Annotated in this window: 15 protein-coding genes; 7 read left to right on the forward strand and 8 right to left on the reverse strand. The window is 52.8% G+C overall.

Annotation, left to right across the window (positions count from 1 at the left end; translation table 11 throughout):
- Positions 1–72 precede the first annotated feature (72 nt).
- The 6 genes from NMD08_RS09235 to NMD08_RS09260 form a co-directional block, all read right to left on the reverse strand.
- Positions 73–312 carry a DUF2542 family protein gene (locus NMD08_RS09235; protein WP_005129200.1) on the reverse strand — a complete coding sequence of 80 codons (240 nt, stop codon included), beginning with the start codon at positions 310–312 and terminating at the stop codon, positions 73–75.
- Positions 313–314: 2 nt separating this feature from the next.
- Positions 315–1,034: an outer membrane permeability protein SanA gene (gene sanA, locus NMD08_RS09240; protein ID WP_151219829.1), complete on the reverse strand. Its 720-nt coding sequence runs from the start codon at positions 1,032–1,034 to the stop codon at positions 315–317.
- A 163-nt stretch (positions 1,035–1,197) separates the two neighbouring features.
- On the reverse strand, positions 1,198–2,082 hold the full coding sequence (gene cdd / locus NMD08_RS09245) for a cytidine deaminase (protein WP_187253409.1): 885 nt from the start codon (positions 2,080–2,082) through the stop codon (positions 1,198–1,200).
- Between the two features lie 148 nt (positions 2,083–2,230).
- Positions 2,231–2,926, reverse strand: coding sequence for a CidB/LrgB family autolysis modulator (locus NMD08_RS09250; protein WP_370620012.1), 696 nt, complete (start codon positions 2,924–2,926; stop codon positions 2,231–2,233).
- Positions 2,923–3,321: a CidA/LrgA family protein gene (locus NMD08_RS09255; RefSeq protein ID WP_016153711.1), complete on the reverse strand. Its 399-nt coding sequence runs from the start codon at positions 3,319–3,321 to the stop codon at positions 2,923–2,925. Before NMD08_RS09255 ends, NMD08_RS09250 begins: the two co-directional genes overlap by 4 nt.
- Positions 3,322–3,452: 131 nt before the next feature.
- A complete protein-coding gene (locus tag NMD08_RS09260) occupies positions 3,453–4,361 on the reverse strand; it encodes a LysR substrate-binding domain-containing protein (protein ID WP_151219826.1) in 909 nt (302 codons plus the stop codon).
- A gap of 127 nt (positions 4,362–4,488) precedes the next feature.
- Here NMD08_RS09260 and NMD08_RS09265 point away from each other — a divergent pair, with 127 nt between their 5' ends.
- The 6 genes from NMD08_RS09265 (at position 4,489) to dusC (ending at position 10,486) form a co-directional block, all read left to right on the forward strand.
- On the forward strand, positions 4,489–5,847 hold the full coding sequence (locus tag NMD08_RS09265) for an aromatic acid/H+ symport family MFS transporter (protein ID WP_286538944.1): 1,359 nt from the start codon (positions 4,489–4,491) through the stop codon (positions 5,845–5,847).
- 11 nt (positions 5,848–5,858) lie between these two features.
- A complete protein-coding gene (gene gtdA / locus NMD08_RS09270) occupies positions 5,859–6,896 on the forward strand; it encodes a gentisate 1,2-dioxygenase (RefSeq protein WP_210904567.1) in 1,038 nt (345 codons plus the stop codon).
- A 15-nt stretch (positions 6,897–6,911) separates the two neighbouring features.
- The gene (locus NMD08_RS09275; RefSeq protein ID WP_151219823.1) at positions 6,912–7,613 is read left to right on the forward strand and encodes a fumarylacetoacetate hydrolase family protein; all 702 of its coding nucleotides are present in this window, start codon (positions 6,912–6,914) and stop codon (positions 7,611–7,613) included.
- A gap of 8 nt (positions 7,614–7,621) precedes the next feature.
- Positions 7,622–8,266 carry a maleylacetoacetate isomerase gene (gene maiA / locus NMD08_RS09280; protein ID WP_210904568.1) on the forward strand — a complete coding sequence of 215 codons (645 nt, stop codon included), beginning with the start codon at positions 7,622–7,624 and terminating at the stop codon, positions 8,264–8,266.
- 14 nt (positions 8,267–8,280) lie between these two features.
- Positions 8,281–9,474 carry a 3-hydroxybenzoate 6-monooxygenase gene (locus NMD08_RS09285; protein ID WP_151219822.1) on the forward strand — a complete coding sequence of 398 codons (1,194 nt, stop codon included), beginning with the start codon at positions 8,281–8,283 and terminating at the stop codon, positions 9,472–9,474.
- A gap of 61 nt (positions 9,475–9,535) precedes the next feature.
- On the forward strand, positions 9,536–10,486 hold the full coding sequence (gene dusC / locus NMD08_RS09290; protein WP_151219821.1) for a tRNA dihydrouridine(16) synthase DusC: 951 nt from the start codon (positions 9,536–9,538) through the stop codon (positions 10,484–10,486).
- Between the two features lie 183 nt (positions 10,487–10,669).
- Here the strand turns inward: dusC and NMD08_RS09295 are convergent, their stop codons facing one another.
- Positions 10,670–11,404 carry a bifunctional 2-polyprenyl-6-hydroxyphenol methylase/3-demethylubiquinol 3-O-methyltransferase UbiG gene (locus tag NMD08_RS09295; protein ID WP_151219820.1) on the reverse strand — a complete coding sequence of 245 codons (735 nt, stop codon included), beginning with the start codon at positions 11,402–11,404 and terminating at the stop codon, positions 10,670–10,672.
- A 169-nt stretch (positions 11,405–11,573) separates the two neighbouring features.
- Here NMD08_RS09295 and mdtQ point away from each other — a divergent pair, with 169 nt between their 5' ends.
- Positions 11,574–13,013, forward strand: coding sequence for a multidrug resistance outer membrane protein MdtQ (mdtQ, locus tag NMD08_RS09300; RefSeq protein ID WP_187253405.1), 1,440 nt, complete (start codon positions 11,574–11,576; stop codon positions 13,011–13,013).
- A 24-nt stretch (positions 13,014–13,037) separates the two neighbouring features.
- On the opposite strand, the gene NMD08_RS09305 is transcribed toward mdtQ, so the two are convergent.
- Entirely contained in the window at positions 13,038–13,610 is a 573-nt protein-coding gene (locus NMD08_RS09305; protein WP_151219819.1) for a DedA family protein, read from the reverse strand.
- Positions 13,611–13,746: the final 136 nt, after the last annotated feature.

The raw sequence follows: 13,746 nt of genomic DNA on the forward strand, positions 1-13,746 counted from the left end.
TCCCTTATATTGAAATGTTAACCATTATCATAATATTAGCTATTCTCAAGCGCTAATATAAAGGTAATCTCTTTAGCGATAAAAGACTAAATAAATAACCATACCGAAAGATAAACATCCGCATCCGGCATAAACCAATACATAAGACCAGAACTGTAATGGGGCTTCATTCCGGTAGGCATAAACCGGCTCACGCGCATTCTTCTTAATTTTATCTACCGCGCCAGTACGCCAGCCTTTCCAGGCTTCACGGAAACAAAACACAGGGATGAGCAGAAAGGCCAATACGACAAAAAGGGTTTGTACATCCATGCTTATTTTCCTTGTTTCTTTTGTAATTCGAGCAATTGTTCGGCTGTGACCGCCGGATATCCCTGTGCATCGTCCGGTACCTGATGCATAGTAGGAATTGGCACCAGGGGGCCTAAAAAGCGCGGTTCACGTTTGAAAATGTAGAGATCAGCAAGTGCGCCAAAACGAGCACCAAATTCACGTACTCGCACGGTGAGCATATCTTTTGGCGAAGGTACCGCATAACACTGGGCCTGAATCCCCATATGAAGCGCAATAAATAAGGCGCGCTCACAGTGGAATCGCTGAGTAATAATGATGAAATCGTTGGTATCAAATACCTTGCGGGTACGCACGATGGAGTCGAGCGTACGGAACCCGGCGTAATCAAGCACAATATCAGCCGGATCAACGCCTGCAGCAATCAGATCCTTACGCATCGTCATCGGTTCGTTGTAGCTTTGCTGCGCGTTGTCGCCGCTCAGCAGCAGATAGTTTACCTTCCCGCTGTTATAGGCGTTCAATGCACCCTGAATGCGGTAGCGGTAATACTGATTGATGACGCCGGTGCGGTAATACTTCGCCGTGCCCAGAACCACACCTACCTGGCGGTAGGGTAAATCCTGCAGTTCGTCGTAAATGTAGGGAGCAGTCTTCCAGCTCATCCATCTGTCGAGTCCAAGCACAGTCAACAGCAGCAAGCCAGACAAGACTAACAGGCTGTAAAACACGCGCTTTAACATGCAGAAAACTCGTTATTTGGATGGAATTTCAATCAGGCTACTGTACCCGAAGACGTAGCGCAAGAAACAGCAATCTGATTGAGGGGATTTTAGACATTCTGCATATTGCCGGATAACGGTGTAAACACTTTATCCGGCCTACGAACTGGCGTTATTGAGACGATTAACTCAGGAGAACGCGCTCAATATTATTACAGCCCAGCGCTTTCAGGGTGGCGGAGGTCGCATCCCACTGAATCAATGGCGCATCGGCTTTTTCAGCCAGCACGGCGCGTTGGATATCCGGGTAGTCATAGCCGTTGAGATTCAACAGGTTTAACGCGCCCTGCAGCGGCGGAAGAGTTGGGTTGAAGGCGGCGTTTTCAGCATAGCTGCCGCTAAAAATTTGGCCATCTTTACACTCCAGCGCAACACCGCTTGGGGATTTGCTGTACGGCATATGGCATCTGTTGGCGGCGGTGATTGCTGCCTGGGTCAACGCATCGCCCTGCAGCACGAAGCCGTGATCCTGATCGTCCATTAGCAGCGTTTTAATTTCCAGATCTTTCGGGCCGAAGGCATCAGGCAGGTAATCGCGCAGCGCGTGTGGCGCACGACCTGGCAGATGAATACGTAAATCCAGTCCGCTATTTAGTTCGTTCATAAACTGACGGCAGTGCCCGCAAGGGGTGTAGTTGACGGTAATCGCGGCGAGTCCTTTTTCGCCACGTAACCAGGCATGGCTAATAGCGCTCTGCTCGGCATGAACGGTTTGCTGCATTGTTGCGCCCAGGAACTCCATGTTCCCACCGAAGTACCAGGTTCCGCTGATGCCGCGAGAGATTGCACCGACGTTAAAGTTGGACAGCGGGGTACGTGCGCAGGCCGCAGCCAGCGGCAGCAGAGCGAATGCCAGCGCGTCTTCGTCCAGTCCCGATTCGCGTTTCAGCAAAGAGACCTGTTCAGCAGTCAGCATAGCGGGGAAGTGCACATCCGCCAGAACAGGGGCCAGGGCTGTTTGCAAGTTATCCGCGAGTTGGGCAAAAGCAGTTTGAAAACGTGGATGCATGGCGATGCCTCATAACAATGTAATGGAATCGTAGTTTACGGGCCTGTTACGGCTTTATATGTGATCCAAATCCCATTGTGTGTGCAACTTATGAAACTTAAATTAAAAATGTGCAACGCATCGCAAATAAATCAGCAAAAAGTAAAGGTTAACCGACCACTGCTAGAATAATTGGGAACAGGAATGGGGCAACCAACGAGGTGATAATGCCGCAAATAACCAGCGCCAGTGAGCTAAACGCGCCTTCCTGATAGTCCAGTTCTGCGCAGCGTGCAGTGCCCAGGGCGTGCGAAGCGGTACCCATGGCCAGCCCACGAGCGGCCTTAGTACGAATACGCATGGCGTTGAGCAATGTATGACCAAACACCGCCCCGAGGATACCGACAAAAATGACGCATACGGCGCTGATAGCCGGAATACCGCCAATGCTGCCTCCCACCGCCATAGCAATAGGCGTAGTGACCGATTTCGGCATAATAGATGCGGCAATTTGCGGCGATGCGCCCATCAATAAGGCGATTGTTGTACCTGTCACCATCGCCACGACGCTCCCCGCAAAACAAATGGCAATGATTGATTTCCAGCGGGCGCGAATCTGGTGCAACTGTTCGTATAACGGATAGGCCAGTGCGACCACGGCAGGCTGTAGCAAATCGTTCAGCACCTCGCTGCCTTTGAAATAGTGATCGTAGGGAATACCGGTCAACATCAGTATCGGAATAATCACCACCATGGCGACCAGCAACGGATTCAATAGTGGCATTTTAAATCGTGCTGCCAGCTTACGTGCGGCAAAAAACACCGTCAGGGTAAGCGGTAACGACCACCAGATATACGACATCATTCTTTAGACCCTTTTTGCCCAACGATTTTGCGCTCACCGTGCACAATATGTGAACTCCAGCTCACCACCAGGAAAACGACCAGCGTACTGATGGTACAGGACACCACCACCGGACCAAATTGCGCGCGGAGCAGATCAAAGTACTGCATGATCCCTACGCCAATTGGGACAAACAATAGGGCCATATAGCGAATCAGGACGTAGCAGCCGGGATTAACCCATTTTGCCGGTAACACCTGCAAAGCCAGTAAGACAAACAGAATCAGCATGCCGATAATACTGCCCGGAATGGTGATAGGAAGTAGCGATGCAAGAAAAATACCTGCATAGAGGCAGGCATAAATCAGGACGAATGCGCGCAAATATTGCCAGATAATATTCAGTGCTTTGCTCATAATTGGAACCCTTGACGAGACTGATTCATCATACAATTAAACTTTAAAACGTGCTACCGATCACATCATGAATTCTAAGCATAGGAGAAATAGACATTGGGAACATTAGGCGATGCCCCTAAATCAGCGCGTTAAACCTGTGCCAGGTAATACAGAAAACGACTCAGGGCCGTGGAGGGCGTTTCATTGTTGCGCCAGAATACGCCCACGCTGCCTTTTTGTTCAATCTTCGGCAAATTCAGAATAGCCAGCTGTCCCTGGGTGGCATAACGCTGCGCCAGACGCAGAGAAAGAATAGAGATCATATCGCTACTTTGCAGCAGGTTGGTGCTGACGTTCATTGATGCAGATTCAATCGTGTTTTCCGGCAGCATCACACCGTTGTCAACCAGCGCGTTGTCAATGCTGATGCGAATGGGCGTTCCTGTCGGCCAGACAATCCAGCGCCAGTCAGCGAGATCATTCCAGGTGAGCAGGGGAGAGTTTGCCAGCGGATGGTCAGGGCGGGCGACGAAACAAACCGGCTCGGTATACAGCACCTGATAATTGAGCGGCAGTTGTAGCGCCCGGCCCCCGACGCGCCCGACGACCACATCCACCGAACCCGCGAGCAGATCGTGCAGCAGCGGGGTCATCACCTTCTCTTCAATATTAAGATGCAGGGTCGGCAGTTCTTTAAGCAAACCCAGTATCGCTTGTGAGACGCAGTCGGTCGCCACTGGCGAGCAGCCGATCTTCAGACTTCCTACCAGACCGCCCTGTTTAAAACGGGCGATTTCAACCTGAGAACGTTCCATATCATTGATCAGGCGTTGCGCGTGCTGCAGTAGCAGCTTGCCGCCTTCGGAGGGACGTAAGCCTTTACTGTGGCGTTCAAAGAGCGTGATGCCAATCTCATCTTCGAGCTGTGATAACCATTTTGACAGCGCCGGCTGGGTGATATTCATCATTCGGGCGACGTGAGTCAAATTTCCCTGTTCCCCCAGTGCGATAAGCGTTTGCAGGTGATGCAACTTAAGTTTCTGCGCCCAGTTAGCCATTTGCTATAACCTCCAGGTTATGCCTCTGCATGAAAAGCCATTGTACATTTCATCTCCAAACATACAAAGTCGCAACATACCTAAAACAAAACAGACATCTACTTATACCTGCACTGAGGCATTCACTATGACTCAACAACGTGATCTACAAGCACTGATCGATTCCGCTCCTGTCGGTAAGACGCAATGGCGCGTCATCATTTGCTGTTTTTTGGTCGTCATGCTCGACGGATTTGATACCGCAGCTATCGGCTTCATCGCTCCAGACATCCGGACTCACTGGCAGCTGACTGCCGGCGATCTGGCACCGTTGTTTGGCGCAGGCCTGTTGGGACTAACCGCTGGCGCACTGCTCTGCGGCCCGCTGTCAGACCGTTTTGGCCGCAAACGGGTGATAGAACTCTGCGTGGCGCTGTTCGGCGCCCTGAGCCTGATTTCGGCTTTTTCTCCCGATCTACAAACGCTGGTTATTTTGCGCTTTCTTACCGGATTAGGTCTGGGCGGTGCGATGCCGAATACCATCACCATGACGTCAGAATACCTGCCAGCGCGGCGGCGTGGCGCGCTGGTGACCATGATGTTTTGTGGATTTACCCTGGGATCGGCGATGGGCGGGATTGTGAGTGCGCAACTGGTGCCGGTTATTGGCTGGCACGGCATTCTGGTGCTGGGAGGCGTTCTACCGCTGATGCTGTTTGTCGCTCTGCTGTTTGCACTACCGGAATCTCCGCGCTGGCAGGTTCGTCGTCAGTTGCCGCCTAACGTGATTGCCAGAACCGTTAGCGCCATCACCCGGGAACGTTATGACAATACCCATTTTTATCTCAACGAAGGCACCGCAATTGCTAAAGGCAGCATCCGCCAACTGTTCGTCGGGCGACAGTTGCCCATTACCCTGATGTTATGGGTAGTGTTCTTTATGAGCCTGCTGATTATTTATCTGCTCTCCAGTTGGATGCCAACGCTGTTAAACCATCGTGGAATTGACCTGCAGCACGCCTCATGGGTGACCGCCGCCTTCCAGATTGGCGGCACGCTCGGGGCGCTGGCGCTCGGGGTACTGATGGATAAATACAATCCTTTCCGCGTGCTGGCAGTGAGCTATGCGCTGGGGGCGGTGTGTATCGTCATGATTGGCTTAAGCGAAAACGGCCTGTGGCTGATGGCGCTGGCCATTTTTGGCACCGGTATCGGGATCAGCGGATCGCAGGTGGGTCTCAATGCGTTAACCGCCACGCTGTATCCGACACAGAGCCGGGCCACGGGCGTCAGCTGGTCTAATGCGATTGGCCGCTGCGGCGCGATTGTCGGCTCGCTTTCCGGCGGCGTGATGATGGCAATGAATTTCTCTTTCGATAATTTGTTTTTCATCATTGCCGTTCCGGCGGCCATCAGTGCGGTGATGCTTACGCTACTGACGGTTGTTATCCGCCAGTCGGCCTCTGCCTCAAATACCCTGCCACGTGCAAGCGTTGTGAATGAATAAGGAGAATCCCTATGTCTGAACTGAATCAGGATGTTAAGAACAGCCGTCAGCAGTTTTACCAGCATATTTCCGGGCAGAATCTGACCCCACTGTGGGAGTCGCTGCACCGTCTGGTGCCGCCAACGCCGAACGCGAACTGCGCGCCTGCGTACTGGAATTATCAGGAGATCCGTCCGTTACTGCTGGAAAGCGGCGATCTGATTGGCGCGAAAGAGGCGATTCGGCGCGTACTGGTGCTGGAAAACCCCATGCTGCGCGGTCAGTCTTCAATCACCCCAACCCTGTATGCCGGATTGCAGTTAATCATGCCGGGCGAGGTTGCGCCGAGTCACCGCCATAATCAGTCTGCACTGCGTTTTATTGTTGAAGGGAAAGGGGCATTTACCGCCGTAGACGGTGAGCGAACCCAGATGCATGAAGGCGATTTTATTCTGACGCCGCAGTGGCGCTGGCACGATCACGGCAATCCGGGCAGTGAACCGGTGGTGTGGCTGGACGGTCTGGATCTGCCGCTGGTGAATCTGCTGGGCTGCGGCTTTGCGGAAGACTACCCGGAGGATCAGCAGCCGGTCACGCGCAAGGAAGGAGATTATTTACCGCGCTATGCAGCCAATATGTTGCCGCTGCGTCATCAGAAAGGTAACTCATCGCCAATTTTTAATTATCGCTACGATCGCAGTCGTGAAGCGCTGTATGACCTGACTCGCCTCGGCGATGCCGACGAGTGGGATGGCTACAAGATGCGCTACGTCAACCCGGTAACCGGCGGCTATCCCATGCCTTCAATGGGGACCTTCCTGCAACTGTTGCCGAAGGGCTTTACTTCGCGGATGGCGCGAACCACCGACAGCACTATCTACCATGTTGTGGAAGGCCGCGGACAAGTCTCCATCGGTAATGAGACTTTCAATTTTTCGCCAAAAGATATCTTTGTGGTCCCAACCTGGCACGGCGTGTCGTTCCAGACCGGCGAAGACACCGTTTTATTTAGTTTTTCGGACAGACCGGTTCAGGAAGCGCTGGGGTTGTTCCGTGAAGCACGTTATTAATTTGGGAGAGAAAAAATGACGCAATACGTATTCGAACCGCAAGCGCCTGTTACCGTTCCGGTGGTTGGTAGTGATGAACTATTTCCTGTGCACCGTGTTTACTGTGTGGGCCGTAACTATGCCGCTCATGCGCGTGAAATGGGTTTTGACCCGGATCGCGAACCGCCGTTCTTCTTCTGTAAACCCGCCGACGCGGTGGTCCCGGTAGCAGCCGGTCAAATCCTGGCGCTGCCATACCCGGCGCAGACCGATAACTATCACTATGAGATAGAGCTGGTGGTGGCGATCGGTAAAAAGGGCAGTGATATACCGCTGGAAAAAGCGCACGAGTATATCTGGGGCTATGCCACTGGTCTGGATATGACCCGTCGCGACAGGCAGATGGAAATGCGCCAGATGGGGCGTCCGTGGGAAATTGGCAAAGCGTTTGATCTCTCTGCCCCTATCGCGCCGTTGCATAGAGCCAGTGAAAGCGCGGATGTTAACAGTGCGCCTATCTGGTTGCAGGTTAATGGCGATGATCATCAGCGGAGCGATATTCGTCATCTCATCTGGTCAGTCAATGAAACCATTAGCTATCTGTCCGGCTTTTTCGAACTGCAGCCGGGCGATCTGATTTACACCGGTACACCGGAAGGCGTGGGTGCGGTGGTGAAAGGCGATGTGATCACCGGCAACGTAGACGGTTTAACCCCCATCGCCGTGAAGATTGTCTGAGGTGGATGATGAAGCTGTACAGTTTCTTTAATAGCTCCGCGTCATATCGCGTGCGTATTGCGCTGGCGCTGAAGGGGCTCGATTACCAGACGGTGGGTGTCAACATTCGTATTGGTCAGCAGAACGCGCTGGCCTACCGGCGGATGAACCCGGTGGGGCTGGTGCCAACGTTGGTCACCGATGATGGCGAATCGCTCGGACAGTCGCTGGCGATAACCGACTGGCTGGATCATCACTTTCCACAGTCGCCGCTGCTGCCTGTTAGCTACCCGGCGCGCAGTAAGGTGCTGGAAATTGTTTATGCCATCGCCTGTGATATCCACCCCGTGAATAACATGCGGGTGCTGCGCTATCTGAGCGAAGAGCTAAAGGTCAGTGAAGAAGATAAAAAACGCTGGTATGCCCACTGGATCCAGCAAGGGTTAAGCGCGGTGGAACAGATGCTACGCCAGAGTCACTCGGGGACGTTCTGCGTGGGAGACGCGCCGACGCTGGCGGATTGCTGTCTGATCCCGCAGTGGGCAAACGCCTTACGGATGGGTTGCGATCTGAGCGGATATCCGCGCTGTCAGGCGGTATATGATGCCTGTACCCAGCTTCCGGCGTTTATCGCCGCCGCGCCTGAGAATCAACAAGACAAAATTCCAGCCTGATAAGGAGAACGACAATGGCTAAAGTGACACGCGCAATTATCGTGGGTGGTGGGATTGGCGGCGCGGCGACCGCGCTATCGCTGGCCCGTCAGGGCATTAAAGTGATGTTGCTGGAGAAAGCGCACGAGATTGGTGAAATTGGCGCGGGTATTCAGCTCGGGCCGAACGCCTTCTCTGCTCTGGATAGCCTCGGCGTGGGGGAAGCCGCCCGTCAGCGTGCCGTTTTTACCGATCACATCACCATGATGGATGCGGTAAACGCCAAAGAGGTGGTACGCATTGAAACCGGGCAGGCGTTTCGCGATCACTTTGGCGGTCCTTATGCGGTTATCCATCGGGTGGATATTCACGCCAGCGTCTGGGAAGCGGCGCTGGTTCATCCCAACGTTGAGTATCGCACGTCAACTAACGTGGTGGATATTCGCCAGACAGAAGATGACGTAACGGTCTTTGACGAGCAGGGCAACAGCTGGACGGCGGATATCCTGGTGGGCTGTGACGGCGTGAAATCGGTTGTTCGTCAGTATCTGATTGGCGATGCGCCACGCGTGACCGGGCACGTCGTTTATCGTGCCGTGATTGATTGTGATGATATGCCGGAAGATTTGCGCATTAACGCGCCGGTGCTGTGGGCCGGACCGCATTGTCACCTGGTGCACTATCCACTGCGTGGCGGTAAACAATACAACCTGGTGGTGACCTTCCACAGTCGTCAGCAGGAAGAGTGGGGCGTGAAGGATGGCAGTAAAGAGGAAGTGCTCTCCTATTTTGCCGGGATCCATGCGCGTCCGCGTCAGATGCTGGATAAACCAACGTCATGGCGTCGCTGGTCAACCGCTGACCGCGAACCGGTAGATAAATGGGGAAGTGACCGAATTACCCTGGTAGGGGACGCCGCGCATCCGGTGGCGCAATATATGGCGCAGGGGGCCTGTATGGCGCTGGAAGATGCTGTCACCCTCGGTAGGGCGATACACCAGTGTGACGGTGATGCGGCTGATGCCTTTGCTTTGTATGAGTCGGTGCGTATTCCACGCACGGCACGCATTGTCTGGTCAACACGCGAAATGGGGCGTGTTTACCACGCCGCAGGCGTCGAGCGTCAGGTGCGTAATCTGTTATGGAAAGACAAATCGCAGGCGGAATTTTATCGCGCAATGGAATGGTTATACGGCTGGAAAGAAGATAACTGCCTGCTGCCACGTTGAGCCTCTTTAATCTCCCGAACGGAGGCGCTACCATAGCGCCTCTTTTTTTACGGGTGACGATATGCGTGTTTTACTGGCGCCGATGGAAGGCGTGCTCGACTCACTGGTGCGCGAGCTGCTGACTGAAGTGAATGATTACGATCTGTGCATCACCGAGTTTGTGCGCGTGGTGGATCAGCTCCTGCCGGCAAAAGTATTCCATCGGCTCTGCCCGGAACTGCATAACAATAGCCGCACGTCATCCGGTACGCAGGTTCGCATACAGCTGTTGGGGCAATACCCGCAGTGGCTGGCGGAGAATGCGGCGCGTGCGGTAGAACTGGGATCATACGGTGTCGATCTGAACTGCGGTTGTCCGTCAAAACTGGTCAACGGCAGCGGCGGTGGCGCAACGTTGCTGAAGGATCCTGAGCTTATTTACCGCGGAGCAAAAGCCATGCGCGAGGCGGTTCCTGATCACCTGCCCGTGACGGTGAAAGTGCGTCTGGGCTGGGACAACAGCGATCGACAGTTTGAAATTGCTGATGCCGTCCAGCAGGCTGGCGCCAGCGAGCTGGCGGTGCATGGCCGAACCAAGGAGCAGGGTTACAAGGCCGAACATATCAACTGGCAGGCGATCGGTGAGATTCGCCAGCGGCTTACCATTCCGGTTATCGCGAATGGCGAAATCTGGAACTGGCAAAGTGCTCAGGATTGCATGGCTATCACCGGCTGCGATGCGGTGATGATCGGTCGGGGAGCATTAAATATTCCTAACCTGAGCCGGGTAGTGAAGTATAACGAGCCGCGTATGCCGTGGCCTGATGTCGTAACACTATTGCAAAAATATACCCGTCTTGAAAAGCAGGGGGATACCGGGCTGTATCACGTGGCGCGGATTAAGCAATGGTTAGGGTATTTGCGCAAAGAATATTCAGAGGCAACCGCGCTGTTTCAGGAAATTCGCGCGCTAAACAATTCCCCGGATATCGCCCGCGCGATTCAGGCCATTGATATAGCTAAATTGCATTAACAAATTAAGCGGCCACCGGAGTGGCCTGTTTCTTTAAAAAATCATCTTAAACACGCCAGTTACCACCAATAACCCAATCAGAAAAATAATTAAAATAATCCACAATAAGATTTTCATCAGCGTTCCTTTTTGGTGAGTTCAGGTTAAGTATAGGAAAGCATCTGAAATCTTCCTGTAATGACCTTACCCAGGTTTACGTGCGCTGAGCAGAAACACCATTGGCCGCTCTTTTTCTTCATCCAGCGCCGGGTTTTCAGCAATCTGTTCTGCAGACGGCCCCCATTCATCGACACAGACGATTTCGAATCCGGCGGCAATCAGCGCATTAATCCAGGTCGCCAGCTTACGGTGCTGCTTTATGACGCCATCCGCGAACCAGTTACTGATGCGCTCACCTTCCTGCTGATAATGATTGACCGGCCAGGATTGTTGCCCGGTTTTGTCTTTTATCCAGCCCTGATTAAGCGGCGCGGTATAAATGGGATGCTCGGCAGAGAAAACCAACATACCTCCCGGTGTTAACGACTGGTAAATCGTTACTAATAATCGCTCTATATCGCGCAAATAGTGCAAGGCAAGCGAGCTGTAAACCAGGTCAAAGGAATTCGGTGACAGGGTAAGCGTTTCAAGATCTTCACGCTGATAGATGATGCCATCACCCTGTGTCATACTCTGCGCCTGGGTTAACATCTTTTGTGAAATATCCAGCCCCACTACGCTGGCTGCATGGTTATCGCGCGCGTAGCGGCAAAACCAGCCATATCCACAGCCCAAATCGAGTATATTTTTTCCCTGCAGAGCGGGGAGCATCGCTTGTATTGTCGGCCATTCTGGCGCGCCGTCGAGTCCTTTTACTGAACGATCCAGTGTGGCATATCCGGCAAAGAACTCGGGGTTGTCATAGATATTCTGTGACATGATATCTCCATCTATAAATTATTAAAATTAATTAATCTATCTTATTTGTTTGGCCTATATTTTTCTGATTATATATTTTTATTGCCAAAGGTGTATTGCCACGCGTAACTAAAAAAGCAATAGCGACACGTCGTAATCTCTGCACATCTTTTCTTACCAGTATCTCTCCATGAATCGCAATTCCCTTTTTATTACTACGGCATTATTGCCGCTTTTTATTTTTATGTCAGGCTGCGCGCCCATGCATGATGATCGCCAGTCTCTTTCACAGCAGACCCCAGCAACGAATGCCGATACTACATTGCCTGCTGCGTTAAAAAATGGCTGGCCGGACAGCCAATGGTGGAAGGCATATCACGATCCCCAGCTTAATGCGTTGATTGACAGCACGTTGCGAAATTCTCCAGATATGCAGGTAGCGGAACAACGTATTCAACTGGCGGAGGCACAGGCTAAGGCCGTAGAGGCGCAGGATGGCCCGGAAATTGATTTCTCTGCGGACGTAGAACGTCAGAGAATGTCCGCGGAAGGGTTGATGGGGCCGTTTGCGCTTACCGATCCGGCTGCCGGGACGACAGGGCCGTGGTACACCAACGGCACCTTTGGATTAACTGCAGGCTGGAATCTGGATCTGTGGGGGAAAAACAGGGCCGAAGTGACGGCGCGTATTGGGGTCGTTAAGGCGCGTGAAGCCGAGCGCGAACAAACCCGACAACTGTTGGCGAGCGGCGTCTCTCGTCTGTACTGGGAATGGCAAACGCAGGCAGCCCTGAAAACCGTTTTGACGCAAATCGAAACCGAGCAGAAGAATATCATTGCCGTCGATCGTCAGCTGTACCAAAACGGTATTACGTCTTCGGTGGAAGGCGTTGAAACCGATATTGATTCCAGCAAGACGGAACAACAGCTGAACGATGTCAGCGGTAAAATGAAGGTAATTGAAGCGCGGCTGAGCGCGCTAACCAACGCGCAGTCCACTGCCCTGAAGCTGCATTCAACTACGCTGCCCGCCGTTGAAAGTCAGCTCCCGCCCCGGTTAGGTTATTCGTTGCTGGCTCGCCGAGCGGATTTACAGGCGGCGCACTGGTACATTGAATCATCCCTGAGCAGCATTGATGCCGCGAAAGCAGCGTTTTATCCCGATGTGAATCTGATGGCATTTTTACAACAGGATGCGTTGCATCTGAGTGATCTTTTCCGTCATTCCGCGCAGCAACTGGGCGTAACGGCCGGGCTGACGCTGCCTATCTTTGACAGCGGCAGGCTGAACGCGAATCTCGACATAACGAAAGCGCAAAGTAACCTGACGGTGGCGAATTACAACAAAGCCGTGGTGGATGCGGTGAATGACGTGGCGCGTGCAGTATCGCAAGTGGCAACCCTGGCGCAGAAGAATCAGCATCAGCAGCAGATTGAGCATGATGCGCAGCGCGTAGTGGGGCTGGCGCAGGCGCGCTTTAATGCCGGAATTATTGCCGGTTCCCGGGTCAGTCAGGCAAAGATCCCAGCACTACGCGAACATTGTAATGCTCTGATTTTACAGGGACAGTGGCTGGATGCTTCCATCCAGTTGACCAGCGCGTTGGGGGGCGGTTACCACGCGTCGTAACGCACCGGCCCGGTAGATATCACCCTACCGGGCTGTACTTTTGCTGCTGCGTTTTTTTAACCACCACCGAGCGCCCACTACCAGCGCAATTACCAGAACCAGCCATATCCAATGCTTAATGTGTTGGTCGAGATTGTGTAGCCACGGCGCGATGACTTCTCCTCCCACATAGCCCAGCGTGGTAAATATCAGCGCCCATGCCAGCGCTCCCAGAATATTCAACGGCAGGAAAATTTTAGGCGGCAGATGACTTGCGCCAATCAGCAATGGGCCGATCACGCGAAAACCGTACATAAAACGGGTACCAATCACGAACAAATAGGGACGGCGCTGGATCATTTTCTGTGCCCGGCGGATTTTGTCGCGATGTTTTGAGAAACGACGCAAAATTTTGCCACCGTAACGACGCCCCAGCAGATACAGCAATTGATCGCCAATCATCCCGCCCAGGGCCACCGAGATAACCACCAAAGGAAATTTAAGTAACCCCTGATGCGCCGCTACGCCGCCCAGCAGGGTAATGGTTTCGCCTTCGGCCAAACTGCCAATGACCAACGCGGCGTAACCGTAATGTGCAATAAGATTGTTTATATCCATACGTCTGGATGACCTCCTGACATCAAGCATACACCCTGTGAATCATCGTTGGGTTTAAAAGCGTGGAATTAGCAGTTCGTCATTTTTGTTGTTGTACAAAAATTAATCCAAAGCTGAATTATACTTGAACTGTTGA

The organism is Citrobacter meridianamericanus, assembly GCF_041320245.1.
Classification (GTDB): domain Bacteria; phylum Pseudomonadota; class Gammaproteobacteria; order Enterobacterales; family Enterobacteriaceae; genus Citrobacter; species Citrobacter meridianamericanus.

What these genes read in the sequence shown, in the direction of transcription:
- cdd (WP_187253409.1), bottom strand. Translation starts at nt 2,082, where the DNA reads ATGCATCCACGTTTTCAAACTGCTTTTGCCCAACTCGCGGATAACTTG.
- maiA (WP_210904568.1), top strand. Translation starts at nt 7,622, where the DNA reads ATGAAGCTGTACAGTTTCTTTAATAGCTCCGCGTCATATCGCGTGCGT.
- NMD08_RS09255 (WP_016153711.1), bottom strand. Translation starts at nt 3,321, where the DNA reads ATGAGCAAAGCACTGAATATTATCTGGCAATATTTGCGCGCATTCGTC.
- NMD08_RS09250 (WP_370620012.1), bottom strand. Translation starts at nt 2,926, where the DNA reads ATGATGTCGTATATCTGGTGGTCGTTACCGCTTACCCTGACGGTGTTT.
- dusC (WP_151219821.1), top strand. Translation starts at nt 9,536, where the DNA reads ATGCGTGTTTTACTGGCGCCGATGGAAGGCGTGCTCGACTCACTGGTG.
- NMD08_RS09235 (WP_005129200.1), bottom strand. Translation starts at nt 312, where the DNA reads ATGGATGTACAAACCCTTTTTGTCGTATTGGCCTTTCTGCTCATCCCT.
- NMD08_RS09265 (WP_286538944.1), top strand. Translation starts at nt 4,489, where the DNA reads ATGACTCAACAACGTGATCTACAAGCACTGATCGATTCCGCTCCTGTC.
- NMD08_RS09275 (WP_151219823.1), top strand. Translation starts at nt 6,912, where the DNA reads ATGACGCAATACGTATTCGAACCGCAAGCGCCTGTTACCGTTCCGGTG.
- NMD08_RS09295 (WP_151219820.1), bottom strand. Translation starts at nt 11,404, where the DNA reads ATGTCACAGAATATCTATGACAACCCCGAGTTCTTTGCCGGATATGCC.
- NMD08_RS09305 (WP_151219819.1), bottom strand. Translation starts at nt 13,610, where the DNA reads ATGGATATAAACAATCTTATTGCACATTACGGTTACGCCGCGTTGGTC.
- sanA (WP_151219829.1), bottom strand. Translation starts at nt 1,034, where the DNA reads ATGTTAAAGCGCGTGTTTTACAGCCTGTTAGTCTTGTCTGGCTTGCTG.
- mdtQ (WP_187253405.1), top strand. Translation starts at nt 11,574, where the DNA reads ATGAATCGCAATTCCCTTTTTATTACTACGGCATTATTGCCGCTTTTT.
- gtdA (WP_210904567.1), top strand. Translation starts at nt 5,859, where the DNA reads ATGTCTGAACTGAATCAGGATGTTAAGAACAGCCGTCAGCAGTTTTAC.
- NMD08_RS09285 (WP_151219822.1), top strand. Translation starts at nt 8,281, where the DNA reads ATGGCTAAAGTGACACGCGCAATTATCGTGGGTGGTGGGATTGGCGGC.
- NMD08_RS09260 (WP_151219826.1), bottom strand. Translation starts at nt 4,361, where the DNA reads ATGGCTAACTGGGCGCAGAAACTTAAGTTGCATCACCTGCAAACGCTT.